Source organism: Larkinella soli, assembly GCF_003703975.1.
Lineage (GTDB): Bacteria > Bacteroidota > Bacteroidia > Cytophagales > Spirosomataceae > Larkinella > Larkinella soli.
Map to the genome: position 1 here is coordinate 118,643 of NZ_QTJY01000003.1, position 13,183 is coordinate 131,825.

A 13,183-nucleotide genomic window follows, 5' to 3' on the forward strand; every position below is an offset into this window, starting at 1 on the left:
GATCTCGCCCGTAGCGATGGATTCTAACTCTCGCCAGGTGACGGGCTTGTCCCGTCCTGCGCCTTTTTTTTTGCTTCCTCCAGCGCGGCATTGGCCTCGGCGACGCGGTCGTTCAGCCCTGCAAACCACTCATCCACCTTGTCGGGGTGGATGTTGAGGATGGAAGCGCAGAAGGCGTCACGAATCGCCTTTCCCTGCCCTTCCTTGTCGGCCGCGTCAATCCATTCGCAGGCTTCAAACTCGGTGAGCCTGACGTTGGAATCCATCGCCATTGCCGCATGTTCAGCACCCGCCTGCATCATTGCGACCATTGCGCGGTGCAGGTTACGCCCCGAAAACTGGGTCAGCATGTCCAGTTCGTCGGCGCTGCACTCCATGAGGTCGCAGAACCGTTTGGCCGCGTAGGTACCAAAGGTGAGGTGGAGGGTCTTTTCGCCGTCGGTGATCCGGGCCGTCAGTCGCATAGGCTTAGTCGATGGTGATAGATACCGCGCCCGTCACATGGATGGTCAGCGAAACGTCGGCAGCCGCCTGATTGTCGAGCGTCAGATCGTGCGATTCCACCCAGCCCTCGAAGTCCAGCTTCACCTCGTCACCACCAACGGTGCCTTTCAGCCGCCAACGGGTTACTGCTCCCGAATCGAACAACGCGAAGGTGTCTTCAATGCCCATCTTGCCGGTGGCTGGGGCTGTGTCGATGCGGGCGGTCAGGTCGAGCGTACCGGATTTTAAGCCAGGAATACTTTCTTCCCAATCATTGCCGTCTTTATTGGTAATGTCTATCGCGGCGCGAGACAGCGAAAACGAGGTGGTCACCTGCATTGAGATCAGCGTCTCGGTATCGGGTGACCCCGTAGTGACTTTGTAGAGTTTGAGCTGGCCGCCCTCAAATGCAGTTGTTGCCATTGCTTTTTAGGTTGTTTTAAGTCGTTTCGTGAATCAGATGTCTCAGGGTCGCAATGCGCTGGTACAAAATCACCCCGCCCGACGCGGCGGACAGGGGGAAGGTCGTCACCAGCGACACGCCGTAAATGTTCAGTCCGGGCTGTTGCGGCAGTCCATGCTCGCCCGGCGCGGGCAGGATGCGGTCTAACGCTGCGTTCAGCACGTCCTCCGAGCGTTTGAAGCCGATCTGGTTGCCCGCCCCGGTGGTCACCGCCGACAGGTTCAGTTCGACCTCCTGGCCGAAGGTGGTCTTGGTGTTATCGCCCGTGGCCGTCACCGAAGTGATGACCAGTTTGGGGTCGGCGGCCGTATCCGGCGCCTGGGTATCGTAGACCTTCACGGCCGTGCCGTTCACCGTCAGGCCCGAAAGGCACTGAACGTAGGCGGTACGGAGGGCGGTGGCCGTGTCGATCATAGTCTTCTTAGGTACTGCATCAGCCGCTCCATCAGGGCGCGGGTTTCGGCGCTGTAGGCCGGAATCAGAAAGGGCCGGGCCGGAAGGTTGACGCTTCGGATGCCCCGGCCCCGAAAGGCGGCGGCCAGATCACCCCAGCCGTCGGGTACATCCACCCGTCCACCCGTGCCGAACTCGATGTAAGGTGCGTAGGGTGCGTTGGCGGTCACTTTCGCCCCCTTGCCTCCGCTGGTGGCCTCGTAGGTGATGCTCTGCCGCAGCTTGCCCGTATCGACGGGGGCATTGGCTTTGGCTCTCGCCTCGATCAGCCGCCCGGTGGCTTCCACTTCGGCCTCGGCGACCTCGGGTACCTGACGGGCGAGGCGGGCCAGATCACGTTCCAGTTCTTTCAGCCCCCGCACCTTCATCGTTGTATGGCGATGATGCGCAGCACGCGCTGGGTTTCATCCAGAGGCAGCGGCGGCCCTTGCAGCGTCCAGGCGCTGCCGCCGTAGCTTAAGGTATCCCCCGCCCGTAGCTCGGGCACGTTCTGGTTCCAGAAGTCGAAGACCAGCACCATCCCGAAGCCTTGTTGCAGGTTTTCCAACGTCATCGTCGGTTTGGCGAATTTGACGCTGCCCGAGGTGGTGAAGATGTCTTCGGCCTCCCCCTGGGTGCTGCCCCCGGCCCCGTCGTCGATCACTACGGCCCGGCTGATGGTGATTTTCGCGCGGATCATGAGAACCGTTTCAGATGCGCCACCAGCTGCCGCCAGTTGCCCGTCAGTTTACGCGGAGGCTGAAAGCCCGTCGTCTGGCTGTACAAATCGGCCGCGCAGACGATCACCGCCCGCCGGATTTCCTCCGGCAAGGGGTAGGCCGCATCGTCGGCCGTGCTGAAGCCCGCCGTGTATTCCACCGTCACCCCATCGGTAAAGCGTCCCCGCAGGTACGGGTAGCCGCCTGATGTCAGCACGCCCGGCGTCGTGTCGGTCACCGTGGACGTGCCGGCCACGTAGGTTACGGTGGGGGCGGGCGAGGCGTGGACCGGCCCGTAAGGCAGGCGTGTCACCCCGCTCATCGATGACCAGGTGGCTGTGCGCTCGGAGACCGTCAGCGACAGACCGAGAAACCCTTCGACCATCCCCACGGCAGGCAGAATCTGCGCCTCCAGCAGAGCGGTCGTCTCGACGCTTACGTTGTCCATCTCCAGTTGCTGGGCCACCTCGTCGGCCGACACGGGGAAGTCCTCGGTGCGGTTCAGCAGGGCGGTGTCAACGGGCGATATGGACAGCGTCGGCGTCATGGTCAGGCTTCTTTGGTCTTGCGCTCGTCGGCGGCTTTGTCCTCTTTGGTGGTCTTTTTGGCGGCCGTCTTCTCTTCTTTCTCTTCGATGTATTCGGCCCGCCCCTTGTCGACCAGGGCTTTTGCCACGTCGGGATCGACCGACACCTGATTGCCCACCTTCTTGCCATAGGCAGCGGCGGTCGACTCGGCGGTCAGTCTGATCTTGACGCGGGGGTTGTCGTTCTTAGCCATGTCAGTAGCTGTTGGCGATGAGGTACGTTACCTTCTGGGCCGCTGTCGGGCTGGCCGTGCCGTTGCCTGCCCCCACGACCCGGACGCTGCCGATGCCGGAGGTGAACACCAGCCGCCCGCCCTTGTCGTAGGCCCGCACCCGGGCGCCCGTGGTGGTGCCGTGAACCACTACGTGTAGATCACCGCGCCGGTAGGTGATGATCACCGGCAGGGTCGCCGTCGTATCCTCCAGCACGATAGTACCAGAGGTGGAGGTAGCCGCCGTGATTTTGGTGACCTTGCCCAGCACCGGGCTTTGGGCCTGCGTGCGGAAGGAGAGGGCCAGAAAGGCGATACCGAACAGTAACAGTGCTTTTTTCATGTCCGTGAAAGGAAAGTGTGGGGAGAGGTCGGCCCCCTCCCCCGGTGAGTTACGCGGTCAGTGCGGCGATGGCGTCATCGAACGACCCTTTCACGATGGCCTGCGGCCGGTAGATCGGGAAGGCCAGACGCTCTTCGATCACGCAGGTCACCATGTTCTTGATGACGTTGTCGCGGTCCTGATCGAACAGGCGAACCTGAGCGGCCATGCGGTCGAGAACCTGCATCCACTTCGTGTCCAGCACGTAGAAGTCGTCGTCGTTGACGTTGTTGTTCTGGATGATGATGGTGCCGTCGACGGTGATCTGGTCGGTGCCCGGGTAGACCGGGAAGATGTAGTGGCCGTCGGAGCCTTTGGCAAGGCGCATCTTGGCGTAGTCTTCCGGCGAGACCAGAATGTAGTTGGGCAGCAGGTTCAGCTTGCGCAGCTGCTTCTTGGCGGCCACCAGCACGTCGAAATTGTTGGCCGAGGCGACCGTCAGCGCACCGGCCGCGAAGGCCGTCGCCACCGTGTCGATGCCCGTCAGGTTCTGGCCGTTGCCGTCACCGTAGAGCAGCTGGTCGTCTTCGACGTTGCGCAGCTCTTCCAGCCCCCGCATCGTCAGGTAGCTCATCAGGTACGGGATGTCGTCCATCATCTCTTCCGGCAGGCGGAAGTACCCGGCGATCTTGCGCACCGGGGCGTCGTACATCTGAAGGTCCCAGTCGATCTGCGGCTTTGTGCCCCCGGCGGCTACCGTCGTGAAGGCACCCTCACCGCCGGTTTCCCGGGCGAAGCGAACGGTGTCTTTGGTCGTCTGCCCCTGCGGGAAGATGGGCCGGATGTGCGACTCCTGAAGCGGGTTGATGATGCCCGGGCGCACGTCGTAGCCGATGAAGTACGAGCCGGTCAGGTTGGAGGCCGACAGGTCACCCACGGCTTTCAGGTCGAACTCGATGGGCTGCTTGCTGCGGTTGTTCTTGACGCGCTCGGCGATGGTCATACCGCCTTCGCCTTTCTCGTAGAACAGCTCGTGCAGGTGCTTGATGAAGGACTTGGGCCTGCCGTTGTCCTCGCTGGCCGGAGCCTTCGACCGCTGAAGTTCGGCGAACTTTTTCTCGGCGGCTTCGGTGTATTCCTGGTGCTTCTGGGCGAGGTTCTTGATCTCGCTCTTCAGCTCTTCGTCGGTCTTGCCTTTGTCGGCCACCTGCGCCTCGGCGGCCTTGAGCCGGTGATCCAGGGCACTGGTAATTTCCTTCACCTGCTTGGTGATGTCTTCTTTAGCGGTGTCGAGGGCTTTCTCGATGACCACCATGCTCTCGTCTGCCATTGTCAGTTGCGGAGATTGATCGTGAAACGGTTTTTGATGGCGTCGGCGATCTGCTGGACATCCGGCTGAGTGGGCGTTTCCGGCTCAGTGGTTTTGCTCTTGAGGTATTGGCCGATTTGGTTGTATTTGGCTTGAATTAATTCGTAGGTGGCATCCTGCCAGTGGCCCGTATGGAGCATCTTTTCGAGCGCTTCCATCATCTCCAGCACGTCGGCGTGGGATTTCAGGCCCGTCAGGGGGGTGTTGGGGTTGGCTCCGTAGAAGGTGAGCGTGGAGCCTTCAAACAGCTGCGCTTCGGCCAGTTCGTTGCCCCGGGTGGTCTTCTGCTCCTTGATGGTGCGGTAGCCGATGGAATGCTCGAATTTGTAGCCGCTGTCGAATCCGGCGATGATCAGTTCGGCGTTGGGGATGAACTGCCCCTGCCGGTTCTTGATGAGCTGGGATTCGTAGCCGAGGCCGGTGGTATCTTCCTGTAGGGATTGAAAGACGCCGACGGGCTGCGTGGTGTTGTGGTTCAGCAGGTGCTTGATGCGTCCGGTGCCGACCGGCCCGTTTTCGGCGACGGTCTTGACGAAGGTTTTGCCCTTGACCGTGTAATCGCCGTCGCTATCCACCAAATCCCAATAGGAAAGGTAGCCGGTGATGACGCCTTTGACGGCATCGACATCGGTTACACTAATGTTGAGGTCTTTGAATTTCACCGGCGGAAACGTTAGCTAACAGTTGTGTTAGCGAAGTTCCCTATACGTGCGCGATGAATCCGGGTAGATTTTACCCGACTATTGAGTAGTTTTTACCTGATTTTTAGTATATTAGGAGTATAAACGAAGCCGATTATGTCACTTCTCCACCTGCCTGTCCCTGACATGGAGGCACTACGCGAGGCTGAAAAGCAGAGAATTAAGTTCCTGAAGATGGTAGGTTACCCCGAACGGATTAGCCACTGGCTCAAAGATGTGACTGCCTATCAGCGAATGGAGTACGATTATCTTATGGATTGCGAGTCGCTGGCCTTGTTCGTTGAACTACGCTTTGCAGGGAAGAAGCCGAAAGGGTTCCGCGATGCGGACGACGCTCGGTTCTCTTTCGGTCGGTTGCCGGATAGAGTGCGTAAGTTTAGGGTCTACTCGGACAAGGTACGGCTTTTGGATAGCTACGAAGATTGGTAACATGGGAAGAAGTAACCTGCCTGCCACCTCATCAGGCTTTAACGCCGACGATCAGGAGATCATCGACCTGGTTACGCCACTGATGCAATACATGGTGGACATTAACGACACGTACATGCGTTTTCGGTTTCCGCGTGGGGTACTGTCTCACGAAATCAGAATCAGGCAATTAACCCGGCTCTTTAAGGAGATTACTATTGATCTTGACGACTACAGGTACGGGGGTGGGCTAAATCCGGGGGATGCCGCCACCTACACGTTTTACTTTCGTTCCCGCACTACTTTGCCCGGGCCGCCGCCAGCGTCCGGGTTGCTCCCTGCTTGACCGGAGAATTGGCGTTATACCGCTTGATGAAGGCGTCGAACTTGACGGACAGGTAAAACCCATACCGCACGAAAAAAAGCTCCTGAGCAGCCTCAAAAGCGTCTTCCCGGCTGGCTTTGTGAATCTCCCGCTTGCACTTCTCGTAGAGCGTCACGAAAGCGTCGTAATCCGTCGGTCGTTTGTTTTGCGTCATAGGTTACAAGTCGAATTTGTCCCCGAGTCTGGCCCGGATGATGATGTACTCCGTCTGGGCGTCCGAACCTGGACTCATGTGCAGTATCTTTTCGCCTAATTCGTCGTAGAGGTCACGGGCCTCGTCGAGGGTCATGTCTGCCCGGCTGGTCTGAATGTCCAATAACAGAAGATCCAAAGCCGTACAGGTGTCCTGAATCCTTTTTCTGAGCCGCCAAACGGCGTTCGGGTCAATTTGCGTCATAGGTGGTTCAGAATGTTTTTCACAGCATACATGAGAATGCCTAAGCCTAACGTAAAGGTCAATGACCCAAAGGCCAGAGCCAGCATTCCGTAAGTGCCGGGGCCGACTTTGACGACACGCATAGGCGGACGCGGTGGGGCAGGTTTGGGAGTCTCTAAATTGTTCATTTTCGCATCCAGTTTGGGCATGGATTTGCCCGGTAGTACTTACCATCCTTGCCGAAATCCCAAACGCTACTGGTTTCTCGCATTAGTGGCAGGACTTCCTTTTCCCGAATCAGAGCCTGTTTGGCTTTTCGGCGGTAAGAACGATTAGCGAACCGTTTACAGTCCTTTTCGCTGTCGCAGGTCGTAATCGCGATGTAAGGTTTTTTCTTTCTGCTTCTGCTCATGTCAGTAAGAATGCTCGAAGTCGATTTTCGTGAGTTCGTCCCGTTCGTTGAAGTGGAAGGTGATAATCGAGTATTCAGGCCCGCCAAAGGTCAACCAAGACAGTTCTTCGTGGCTACCCTCCAGCCGAATGCGGTTTAGAAGTTCCATGTATTCGTAGTCCAGTTCGGCGTCGTATAGCGCCCCGCGAATCTGGTCTAACTTGGTTGGGAAGGTGTTCATACCGTTTCTTCGCTTAGTTCCTGCATCAACTCCCCGGCCGCCAGCCGCTGCGGGATGTCGGGTTTAGGGGCCAGCACCGGCAGCCCGTTCCGCATCTTGGGTACATACGAAACGGCACATCGACACGAGACCACATTAGCCGCCCCTCCCGCCGGGTCGCCGGGGTATTTCATCTTCCGCCCTCCGACCACAAACAGCGCATCCTTCGGAATCGGAGGCTTGCCGAGCATGGCCCGGTGGGCGGGGCGGGTTCTCGAATCCCCCGTGGCAATCCAGACTTTTTCCAGCACCAGCCCCGTACTTTCGGCCCCCATCTGCGCCCCCAGGTTTGCGGCCCGCGTCGTCTCGGTGCGGGCGATCAGCAGCGCCCGGTTACGCATCGCCCTGCCGCCCAAAACCTCTCGGATCAGCCTTGCCGTGGCCCGGATGTCGAGCCGGTCGGTAGCCGCCCGCGTCAGCGCGTCGCGGATCAGCCGCCGGGTGGTGACGGTGATCTGCTGTACGCGGCTGGCCGTGTCTTTGTCGGCCATCAGGGTACGCATCAACTCCTGCCACTTGCGGGAGAAGAAGCCGGCGGAGAACAGCACCGATTCCCGCTTCATGGCAAACCGCACCCGCTCCCGGACGAGGTGGAACTCCCGTTCAGCGGCGGCGGGGCCGACGGCGTTGTAGATTTCCTCAATGAGACGGTATACGGCTTCACGGGTAATACGATTCTCGGCTGAGGCTGGCCCGCCTTCACCACCGGACACTGCATCCTGCACCTGCTGGAGCCATTCCCGCAACACACGGGCGGCAATTCGGTAGGCGCGTCGTTCCATGCGCCGCTGGAATCGGCTGGCTTCTTTGGCGTATCGTCGTTGTTCATGGGCGGTCATCTAAATTCGTTAGGATAGTCTCTTCGTAGAATCCTCCAACCCAAAACATTCTGAAGGGCATGAATACCGTCCACCCATTGCCGCATTTCGTCAGGATGAGTGGTAGGCTCTTTAATAAAAAGGTTGTGCGCCTTTACGATCAGGTTCATGATCTCCCGTTCTTGTGGCGTGTAGGGCTTAGCCTTTTCGGCCTCGTCCCACTCTTTAGCCATTTGAGTCAATCGGCCGCTGGTATCAATGTATTCGGGGTTTTCAACTTGCATACCTATTCCCGTTTGAGTGCTTCCATCAACTCGTCCAGCGTCCCGAACAACTCCGACTCCCGGCAGGGCGGGACACCCTCGCCCTGAAAGTAGACCCAGTGATCCTGCGCGAAGACGATGCACGACACGGGCCGGCAGACGGGCGTTTCCCCGTCGAGCGTCCAGACCCCCTGCCCGACGTGGTAGCGGGGCTTGGGGGCTTCCTGTAGGGCGGTCAGCAGGTCAGCCGCTTCCGGCTCGGCTTCGTCGCCCCCCGGCCAGATGTCCCGCAGGGGCTTCAGGGGCTGGCTGGTGTCTTTGTCGGGCTTCATGGTTGAAAAAGGTCGTCTTGTACGTACCCATCCATGTACTCTCTCAGAAAATCAAGATGCTCGGTGTTGAAATAGGCCCCAAAATGGTCAACCCCCAACGGCGCATCCCTGTGAATCAGGTTGTATAGGTAAAAGGCCATTGATTCGGCTTCCTGCTCCATCCTGGCCCACCACGAGAGTTCAACGTTCGCTGCGACAAACTTGCCTTCCTCAGCCTGAATCGCGTGGGCCAGTTCGTGGTAAAGGGTCGGCAGTCCGCCCTCCCTGTAGGCAATCACCCGGTTATAGGTGTCACAGTAGCCGCTTACATTACGCTCAGTGCTTTCAAAGTCGTACCCGCTAAGTACACCAACGATTTCGGCAAACGGCGCGTCGGCCTTGAGTCGTTTGCGGAATGTTTTAATCTTGGCGTTAGCGGCCTTTAAAACCCCTTTGTCAATAAGACGGAATGACGGCGCATCCAACAACAACGTACCGCTATTGGTAAAGGCCTTGCGTTGCAACAGTTCAAAGTTGCTCATCACTTCAGTTCTCGTATCGTTCCATCACTGCACCGCTCGCCGATCACCCGGCAGTAGCCGAGGTCGTGGTTGCGGCAGAAGTTCTGAGCCGCTTGGGCATCGTCGGCCCACACGTCCGGCCCTCTAAAGCGGCGCGGCCCTTCGTGGGGCTGGTCGGGGTCAATGGCTTGGATTTCGGTGGCGTAGGGGTTCATGGTCGGTTGTTATAGGTAATACTCCATATCAAACAGCTTCAACTTGGCATCTAACTCAAAGGGCGGATTAGGCCACGGGGCCAAGAAATGATGCCCGAACATCTTAATGAAGCACCAAAACTGGAAAAGCACATAGCCCTCTGCATCCACCTCTGAATAGTAGACTTCTAAGGTCTTTTGCAGTTCCACGGACAGGAATCCATCTTCGTAAGCCTTCCACTCCACAAATCCTTCGGGCGTGAGCTTGACCTTGATGTAGTCGTTAAAGTTGAATTTCTGTTCCATGCCTTACGCCGCCCGCCCGTTTAAGTGCGCCCCTTCCATTTCCACCCCCGCCTTCGCTTCCGACAGCACCAGATCATGCGTCCCCATGTCGTACTTTGCCCCGCAGACCGAGCAGAGGGCTTCGATCTTGCCGAGGATGAACTGGTCGGCCACGCGGTCGATGATGCCGTCCTGCCCCAGCAGTTTGGCGTGGGTGTCCTTGCGCTGGCGCACCAGCTTTCTGAGTTCGGTTTCAACCTGGTCTTTGGTTCTCATATCGGGGCAATGGGTTCACACAAAAAGGGTTTCAGATGGTAAAGGTCGTTTGGCACCGAAGTTGAAGTTGAAGAACAGCAGATCAACTTCCATCGTGTACCGGGTGCTTCCTATCCACTTGAAGCGCCGAAATCCGAGCAGACTGCGACGCTCACTACAGTTGCCAACGTTGATCGGATAGCCGACCGAAAGTACACGCAATTCGTTGGAGTGCCCCACATCAAACTTCAGCAACCCCAGATGGTATTTGCCTATCCAGATACCTCCTATGATGATTGCGACTTCCATAGCCTTCCCGTTTAATTCCCTAATAAGATACTCAAAAACAGGCACATATCCTAATAACTTCCATCGTTTTCCGGCACTTCATTCTGCCCCGGCTGCATCCCGTATTCCGACATCGGCGTGAAGCCCGAAGGCACCCACCGCTCGTTCATCAGGGGGTTGCTGGCGTCTTCCTCATACTGCATCGCCGCCAGCCGCTGGTTGGGCGTCAGCCACCACGCTTTCGTCAGCCGGTCGACCATCTTGTCCATGTCCTCCTGCATCTCGGGGAAGTCCGTCACGTCGCAGTCGACAAAGTACCGCTTTCCGCCCCGGTTGAACGGCTCAAACGCCCGGTTCAGATCGTCCCTCAGCGACATGAGCCGGGGGATCACCGCGTCGACGATAGCGGCTTTCTTGGCCTCGTTGCGGTTGTTGAACGTGGCGTCGGCCCCAAACAGCCGGTGGTCCAGCCCGTAGACGTTGCAGAAGTCGCGCAGGGCGAAGCTGCGGGCTTCCTGCAAGGCCAGGTCTTTGGGCGACAGGCCCAGGTTCATCCACTTCAGCCCTACGCTCGATACGTGGATGCCGCCGACCTTGCTGCCAATGTTGTATTCAATCTGCGCCGCCTGATCCTCAGTGAGCGACTCCATCAACTTGTCGTCCAGCGTCAGAATGCCCTTCGGTCCGCCGTTCTGATACTGGGTGATGCTCTGCTTCTTGGCGTCATTGCCCTCCTGAAGCGAGAAGGCCAGCACCTCCAGCGGAGACAACCCTTCCAGTTCAGCCCCGTAGCCTTCAATCGAGGGGCGGAAGTTGTGGCTGTAGATCATCTGCTCGGGCGTAAAATCCTCCTGCCAGGGGGTAAACCTGAAACCCTTGATCTGCCCGTAGTTATCCCCAGCCTTTATCTCCATCAGCGGTGAGGGGTAGATGTACAGCTCCTGCGGCTCTAACGCCCCCGAGTTGACGCGGATGAACCGCTTACCGCTCAGCAGCTCGTAGCCGATGGCGGCCTCGCGGAAGCTCAGGCCCGTCTGGTAGGGGTTGGGCCGCTCCAAAAGGTTCTTGATCGGGTGGTCGCCGTCGACCTCCTCCAGCGCTTTGGTGCGCATCAGCTTGGCCGCCTTCAGACTCTCCGAGGTGGCGTCCTCGCCGGTCAGCGTCTTGTACGAGCGCAGCGACTTCTCATCGCGCACCTGGTAGAGATAGAACGGCGCCCGCATGGCCTTGCGGATGATGAAGGTCACCACGCTGTAGAGGTCGGAGTTCTTCAGGTAGCCCTCATCGATCAGCGTACCGACCTTCCAGTCGTAGAGTTGCAGACGGCCGTTGGCGACCACGTAGGAGAAGCGGGCGCGGGGGCCGGGACCGGGCTGGAAGACCTCGGCTTTCAGGTGGGGCGTCAGACCAAAGACCTTCGCGGCCGTGCGTTGGAGTGCATTCATCGGAATACCAATTCTTTTTTCGGTTTCAGTTCAAACCATTCGCGGAACATAAGCGTGTCGCCCCCGTCCGGTGAACGGCCAATCAACTCTTTGACCTTCTCTTTGGGCACCACCGCCCGTTTGCCGTCCTTGTCCATGTCCTTCTGCTTCACCTGCTCTAAGTCCTGAATCAGCCGCTCCTTCTCTTCGGTGGGCATGGGGCAGGCGATGTAAACGCCCCCGTGGTTGATGCGGTCGGCGAGCCGGTAGTAGCACTGCGCCTTCAGGTTGGCGTAGTTGGGTTTTACGCGCCCCTGGGGGGTGGCCTCCTCCAGCGGCGAAGAGCCGTTGAGAAAGCCCTTGATGGCCTTGCGCTTGTAGTCGCGGAAGATGTCGAACACCCCGCCCCCAACGCCGTCCTCATCGACGATCACATGGGAGGCCGGCACGTTGTGCTTGGTCATCAGGGCTTCGATCTGGTCGGCCAGATGGGTCATGCTGCACTTGGGCAGGCTGTGCCAGCCGATGATGCGCCAGCCCGACCAGACGGCGATTTTGGCCGCATCGCCCCCGAAGCGGGCCGCATCGCAGGTGATGTACTTCTCGCCCTCGGCTACGAAATCGTTCTTCCAGAGGTCTAAAATCGCGTCGTATTCGATCAATGCCGCCGGGTCTGAGTCATATTCCCAGTTGCCGTACAAAAGGCGCTCCTTGCTGGCTTTGTCGAGCGTATGCAGGTTGTTGATGTAGTGGCGCGAGATGTGCGGGTTGTCCGTCACCAGCGAGGGCACGAAGGCCCGGTCATGCGGCATCTGCTGGGCTTTGAACGGCCGGTAGAACGACTCATAGGCCCAGCCCTTCGCCGGGTTGCAGGTCATCAGCAGTTTGGGTTTGAGTCCGAACTCGTCGAGCTTGTAGCGGATGCGGGACTTAACGATGTTCTTGGCCTTCTCGGTGATCTGGTTGGCCTCATCGATAAAAGCCCCGGTTACTTCCAGAGAACCGAGGCTGTCAAAGTTGGGGTCGGACGGGTAGGCAAACAGGTCTTTCAGCAGGATTTCCGAACCACCGGAAAAGCGAATCACCCCGGCGTTCTCCCTGTACTGGTAGTCCACGTCGGCCACAAGTCCCTCGCGGGCGGCGATTTCAAAAAACGTCTTCAGCGTCGTTTCCTTCAAGGTTTTCAGCACCGCCCGGCCCATGAGCCACCGGCTGCCGGGGTATTCGTAACAGTTGAAGATGAGCCAGAAGCAGCCCAGCGCGGATTTACCGCCCCCGGCCGCCCCACCGTAGAGCAGTTCGGTGATGGCCTCGCTTTCGAGCAGGTCAATGGCCCGCGTCTGCTTCTGGGTCAGGTTCATTCCCGTAGTCTTTCACCATGCGTACTGTCCGCACCGATAGCTCCCCGCCGAGGTTCACGTCCTGTTTGGGCAGCCCGTAGGCCGAGTCCATCAAGGCCTTGTAGGCGCTCGTGTCCCCGCTGCGGGCTTTCTTGATCAGCGCCAGGGTCATGATGTCCTCCTCACTGAGCTGTTCCTGCTGGCCCGTAATGGGGTTTTTCACCTTCTCCTGCGCCTCGAGCCACTTGCGGGCAATAGTCGAACGGTTGCGGCTGCCGGGGGGTCTCCCCGCCGGATTTCCCGACTCCCCGGGTTCCAGCCGGATCAGCGTACCGCCGTTTTTGCCTGCCATCGTTT

25 protein-coding genes are annotated in these 13,183 nt (G+C 58.7%); 1 reads left to right on the forward strand and 24 read right to left on the reverse strand.

Translation table 11 applies throughout. The features are described 5' to 3' along the window. Nucleotides 1-23: 23 nt before the first annotated feature. Genes DX909_RS10170 through DX909_RS10215 form a run of 10 tightly spaced genes read right to left on the reverse strand, consistent with a single transcriptional unit; the run spans nt 24 to nt 5,248 of the window. A complete protein-coding gene (locus DX909_RS10170) occupies nt 24-464 on the reverse strand; it encodes a hypothetical protein (protein ID WP_128545064.1) in 441 nt (146 codons plus the stop codon). A 4-nt stretch (nt 465-468) separates the two neighbouring features. Then, nucleotides 469-906: a phage tail tube protein gene (locus tag DX909_RS10175; protein ID WP_128545065.1), complete on the reverse strand. Its 438-nt coding sequence runs from the start codon at nt 904-906 to the stop codon at nt 469-471. Between the two features lie 16 nt (nt 907-922). Then, on the reverse strand, nt 923-1,360 hold the full coding sequence (locus DX909_RS10180; protein ID WP_128545066.1) for a DUF3168 domain-containing protein: 438 nt from the start codon (nt 1,358-1,360) through the stop codon (nt 923-925). After that, the gene (locus DX909_RS10185; RefSeq protein WP_128545067.1) at nt 1,357-1,767 is read right to left on the reverse strand and encodes an HK97-gp10 family putative phage morphogenesis protein; all 411 of its coding nucleotides are present in this window, start codon (nt 1,765-1,767) and stop codon (nt 1,357-1,359) included. The genes DX909_RS10180 and DX909_RS10185 overlap by 4 nt, the downstream gene beginning before the upstream one ends. Next, nucleotides 1,764-2,078, reverse strand: a complete 315-nt coding sequence (locus tag DX909_RS10190) for a hypothetical protein (protein ID WP_128545068.1) — start codon at nt 2,076-2,078, stop codon at nt 1,764-1,766. Before DX909_RS10190 ends, DX909_RS10185 begins: the two co-directional genes overlap by 4 nt. Further along, the gene (locus tag DX909_RS10195; protein ID WP_128545069.1) at nt 2,075-2,644 is read right to left on the reverse strand and encodes a hypothetical protein; all 570 of its coding nucleotides are present in this window, start codon (nt 2,642-2,644) and stop codon (nt 2,075-2,077) included. Before DX909_RS10195 ends, DX909_RS10190 begins: the two co-directional genes overlap by 4 nt. A 2-nt stretch (nt 2,645-2,646) precedes the next feature. Further along, on the reverse strand, nt 2,647-2,877 hold the full coding sequence (locus DX909_RS10200) for a hypothetical protein (protein ID WP_128545070.1): 231 nt from the start codon (nt 2,875-2,877) through the stop codon (nt 2,647-2,649). A gap of 1 nt (nt 2,878) precedes the next feature. After that, nucleotides 2,879-3,238 (reverse strand): hypothetical protein, encoded by a 360-nt coding sequence (locus DX909_RS10205; protein ID WP_128545071.1) that lies wholly within the window; start codon nt 3,236-3,238, stop codon nt 2,879-2,881. Nucleotides 3,239-3,287: 49 nt separating this feature from the next. Beyond that, nucleotides 3,288-4,547 carry a phage major capsid protein gene (locus tag DX909_RS10210; protein WP_128545072.1) on the reverse strand — a complete coding sequence of 420 codons (1,260 nt, stop codon included), beginning with the start codon at nt 4,545-4,547 and terminating at the stop codon, nt 3,288-3,290. 2 nt (nt 4,548-4,549) lie between these two features. Beyond that, entirely contained in the window at nt 4,550-5,248 is a 699-nt protein-coding gene (locus DX909_RS10215) for an HK97 family phage prohead protease (RefSeq protein WP_128545073.1), read from the reverse strand. Between the two features lie 165 nt (nt 5,249-5,413). Between DX909_RS10215 and DX909_RS10220 the strand changes: the two genes are divergently transcribed. Next, nucleotides 5,414-5,716: a hypothetical protein gene (locus DX909_RS10220; RefSeq protein WP_128545074.1), complete on the forward strand. Its 303-nt coding sequence runs from the start codon at nt 5,414-5,416 to the stop codon at nt 5,714-5,716. 278 nt (nt 5,717-5,994) lie between these two features. Here the strand turns inward: DX909_RS10220 and DX909_RS10225 are convergent, their stop codons facing one another. From DX909_RS10225 to DX909_RS10295, 14 genes are all read right to left on the reverse strand, one after another. After that, the gene (locus tag DX909_RS10225) at nt 5,995-6,234 is read right to left on the reverse strand and encodes a hypothetical protein (protein ID WP_128545075.1); all 240 of its coding nucleotides are present in this window, start codon (nt 6,232-6,234) and stop codon (nt 5,995-5,997) included. A 3-nt stretch (nt 6,235-6,237) separates the two neighbouring features. After that, nucleotides 6,238-6,477 carry a hypothetical protein gene (locus DX909_RS10230; protein ID WP_128545076.1) on the reverse strand — a complete coding sequence of 80 codons (240 nt, stop codon included), beginning with the start codon at nt 6,475-6,477 and terminating at the stop codon, nt 6,238-6,240. A 392-nt stretch (nt 6,478-6,869) separates the two neighbouring features. Then, nucleotides 6,870-7,088, reverse strand: coding sequence for a hypothetical protein (locus DX909_RS10240; protein ID WP_128545078.1), 219 nt, complete (start codon nt 7,086-7,088; stop codon nt 6,870-6,872). Then, a complete protein-coding gene (locus DX909_RS10245) occupies nt 7,085-7,909 on the reverse strand; it encodes a phage minor head protein (RefSeq protein WP_164851247.1) in 825 nt (274 codons plus the stop codon). The genes DX909_RS10240 and DX909_RS10245 overlap by 4 nt, the downstream gene beginning before the upstream one ends. Nucleotides 7,910-7,962: 53 nt before the next feature. Continuing rightward, nucleotides 7,963-8,229 (reverse strand): hypothetical protein, encoded by a 267-nt coding sequence (locus DX909_RS10250; RefSeq protein ID WP_128545080.1) that lies wholly within the window; start codon nt 8,227-8,229, stop codon nt 7,963-7,965. Nucleotides 8,230-8,231: 2 nt separating this feature from the next. Continuing rightward, on the reverse strand, nt 8,232-8,540 hold the full coding sequence (locus DX909_RS10255; protein ID WP_128545081.1) for a hypothetical protein: 309 nt from the start codon (nt 8,538-8,540) through the stop codon (nt 8,232-8,234). Next, complete coding sequence (locus DX909_RS10260; RefSeq protein WP_128545082.1) at nt 8,537-9,061, reverse strand: hypothetical protein; 525 nt, start codon at nt 9,059-9,061, stop codon at nt 8,537-8,539. The genes DX909_RS10255 and DX909_RS10260 overlap by 4 nt, the downstream gene beginning before the upstream one ends. Continuing rightward, a complete protein-coding gene (locus tag DX909_RS10265) occupies nt 9,061-9,255 on the reverse strand; it encodes a hypothetical protein (protein WP_128545083.1) in 195 nt (64 codons plus the stop codon). Before DX909_RS10265 ends, DX909_RS10260 begins: the two co-directional genes overlap by 1 nt. Nucleotides 9,256-9,264: 9 nt before the next feature. Then, a complete protein-coding gene (locus DX909_RS10270) occupies nt 9,265-9,540 on the reverse strand; it encodes a hypothetical protein (protein WP_128545084.1) in 276 nt (91 codons plus the stop codon). 3 nt (nt 9,541-9,543) lie between these two features. Next, the gene (locus DX909_RS10275) at nt 9,544-9,795 is read right to left on the reverse strand and encodes a hypothetical protein (protein WP_128545085.1); all 252 of its coding nucleotides are present in this window, start codon (nt 9,793-9,795) and stop codon (nt 9,544-9,546) included. Between the two features lie 15 nt (nt 9,796-9,810). Further along, entirely contained in the window at nt 9,811-10,083 is a 273-nt protein-coding gene (locus DX909_RS10280) for a hypothetical protein (protein WP_128545086.1), read from the reverse strand. Nucleotides 10,084-10,133: 50 nt separating this feature from the next. Next, nucleotides 10,134-11,507 carry a phage portal protein gene (locus DX909_RS10285; protein ID WP_128545087.1) on the reverse strand — a complete coding sequence of 458 codons (1,374 nt, stop codon included), beginning with the start codon at nt 11,505-11,507 and terminating at the stop codon, nt 10,134-10,136. Continuing rightward, nucleotides 11,504-12,847, reverse strand: a complete 1,344-nt coding sequence (locus tag DX909_RS10290) for a terminase large subunit domain-containing protein (protein WP_128545088.1) — start codon at nt 12,845-12,847, stop codon at nt 11,504-11,506. The genes DX909_RS10285 and DX909_RS10290 overlap by 4 nt, the downstream gene beginning before the upstream one ends. Continuing rightward, complete coding sequence (locus DX909_RS10295) at nt 12,813-13,178, reverse strand: DUF5681 domain-containing protein (RefSeq protein ID WP_229311020.1); 366 nt, start codon at nt 13,176-13,178, stop codon at nt 12,813-12,815. The genes DX909_RS10290 and DX909_RS10295 overlap by 35 nt, the downstream gene beginning before the upstream one ends. Between the last annotated feature and the right edge of the window lie 5 nt (nt 13,179-13,183).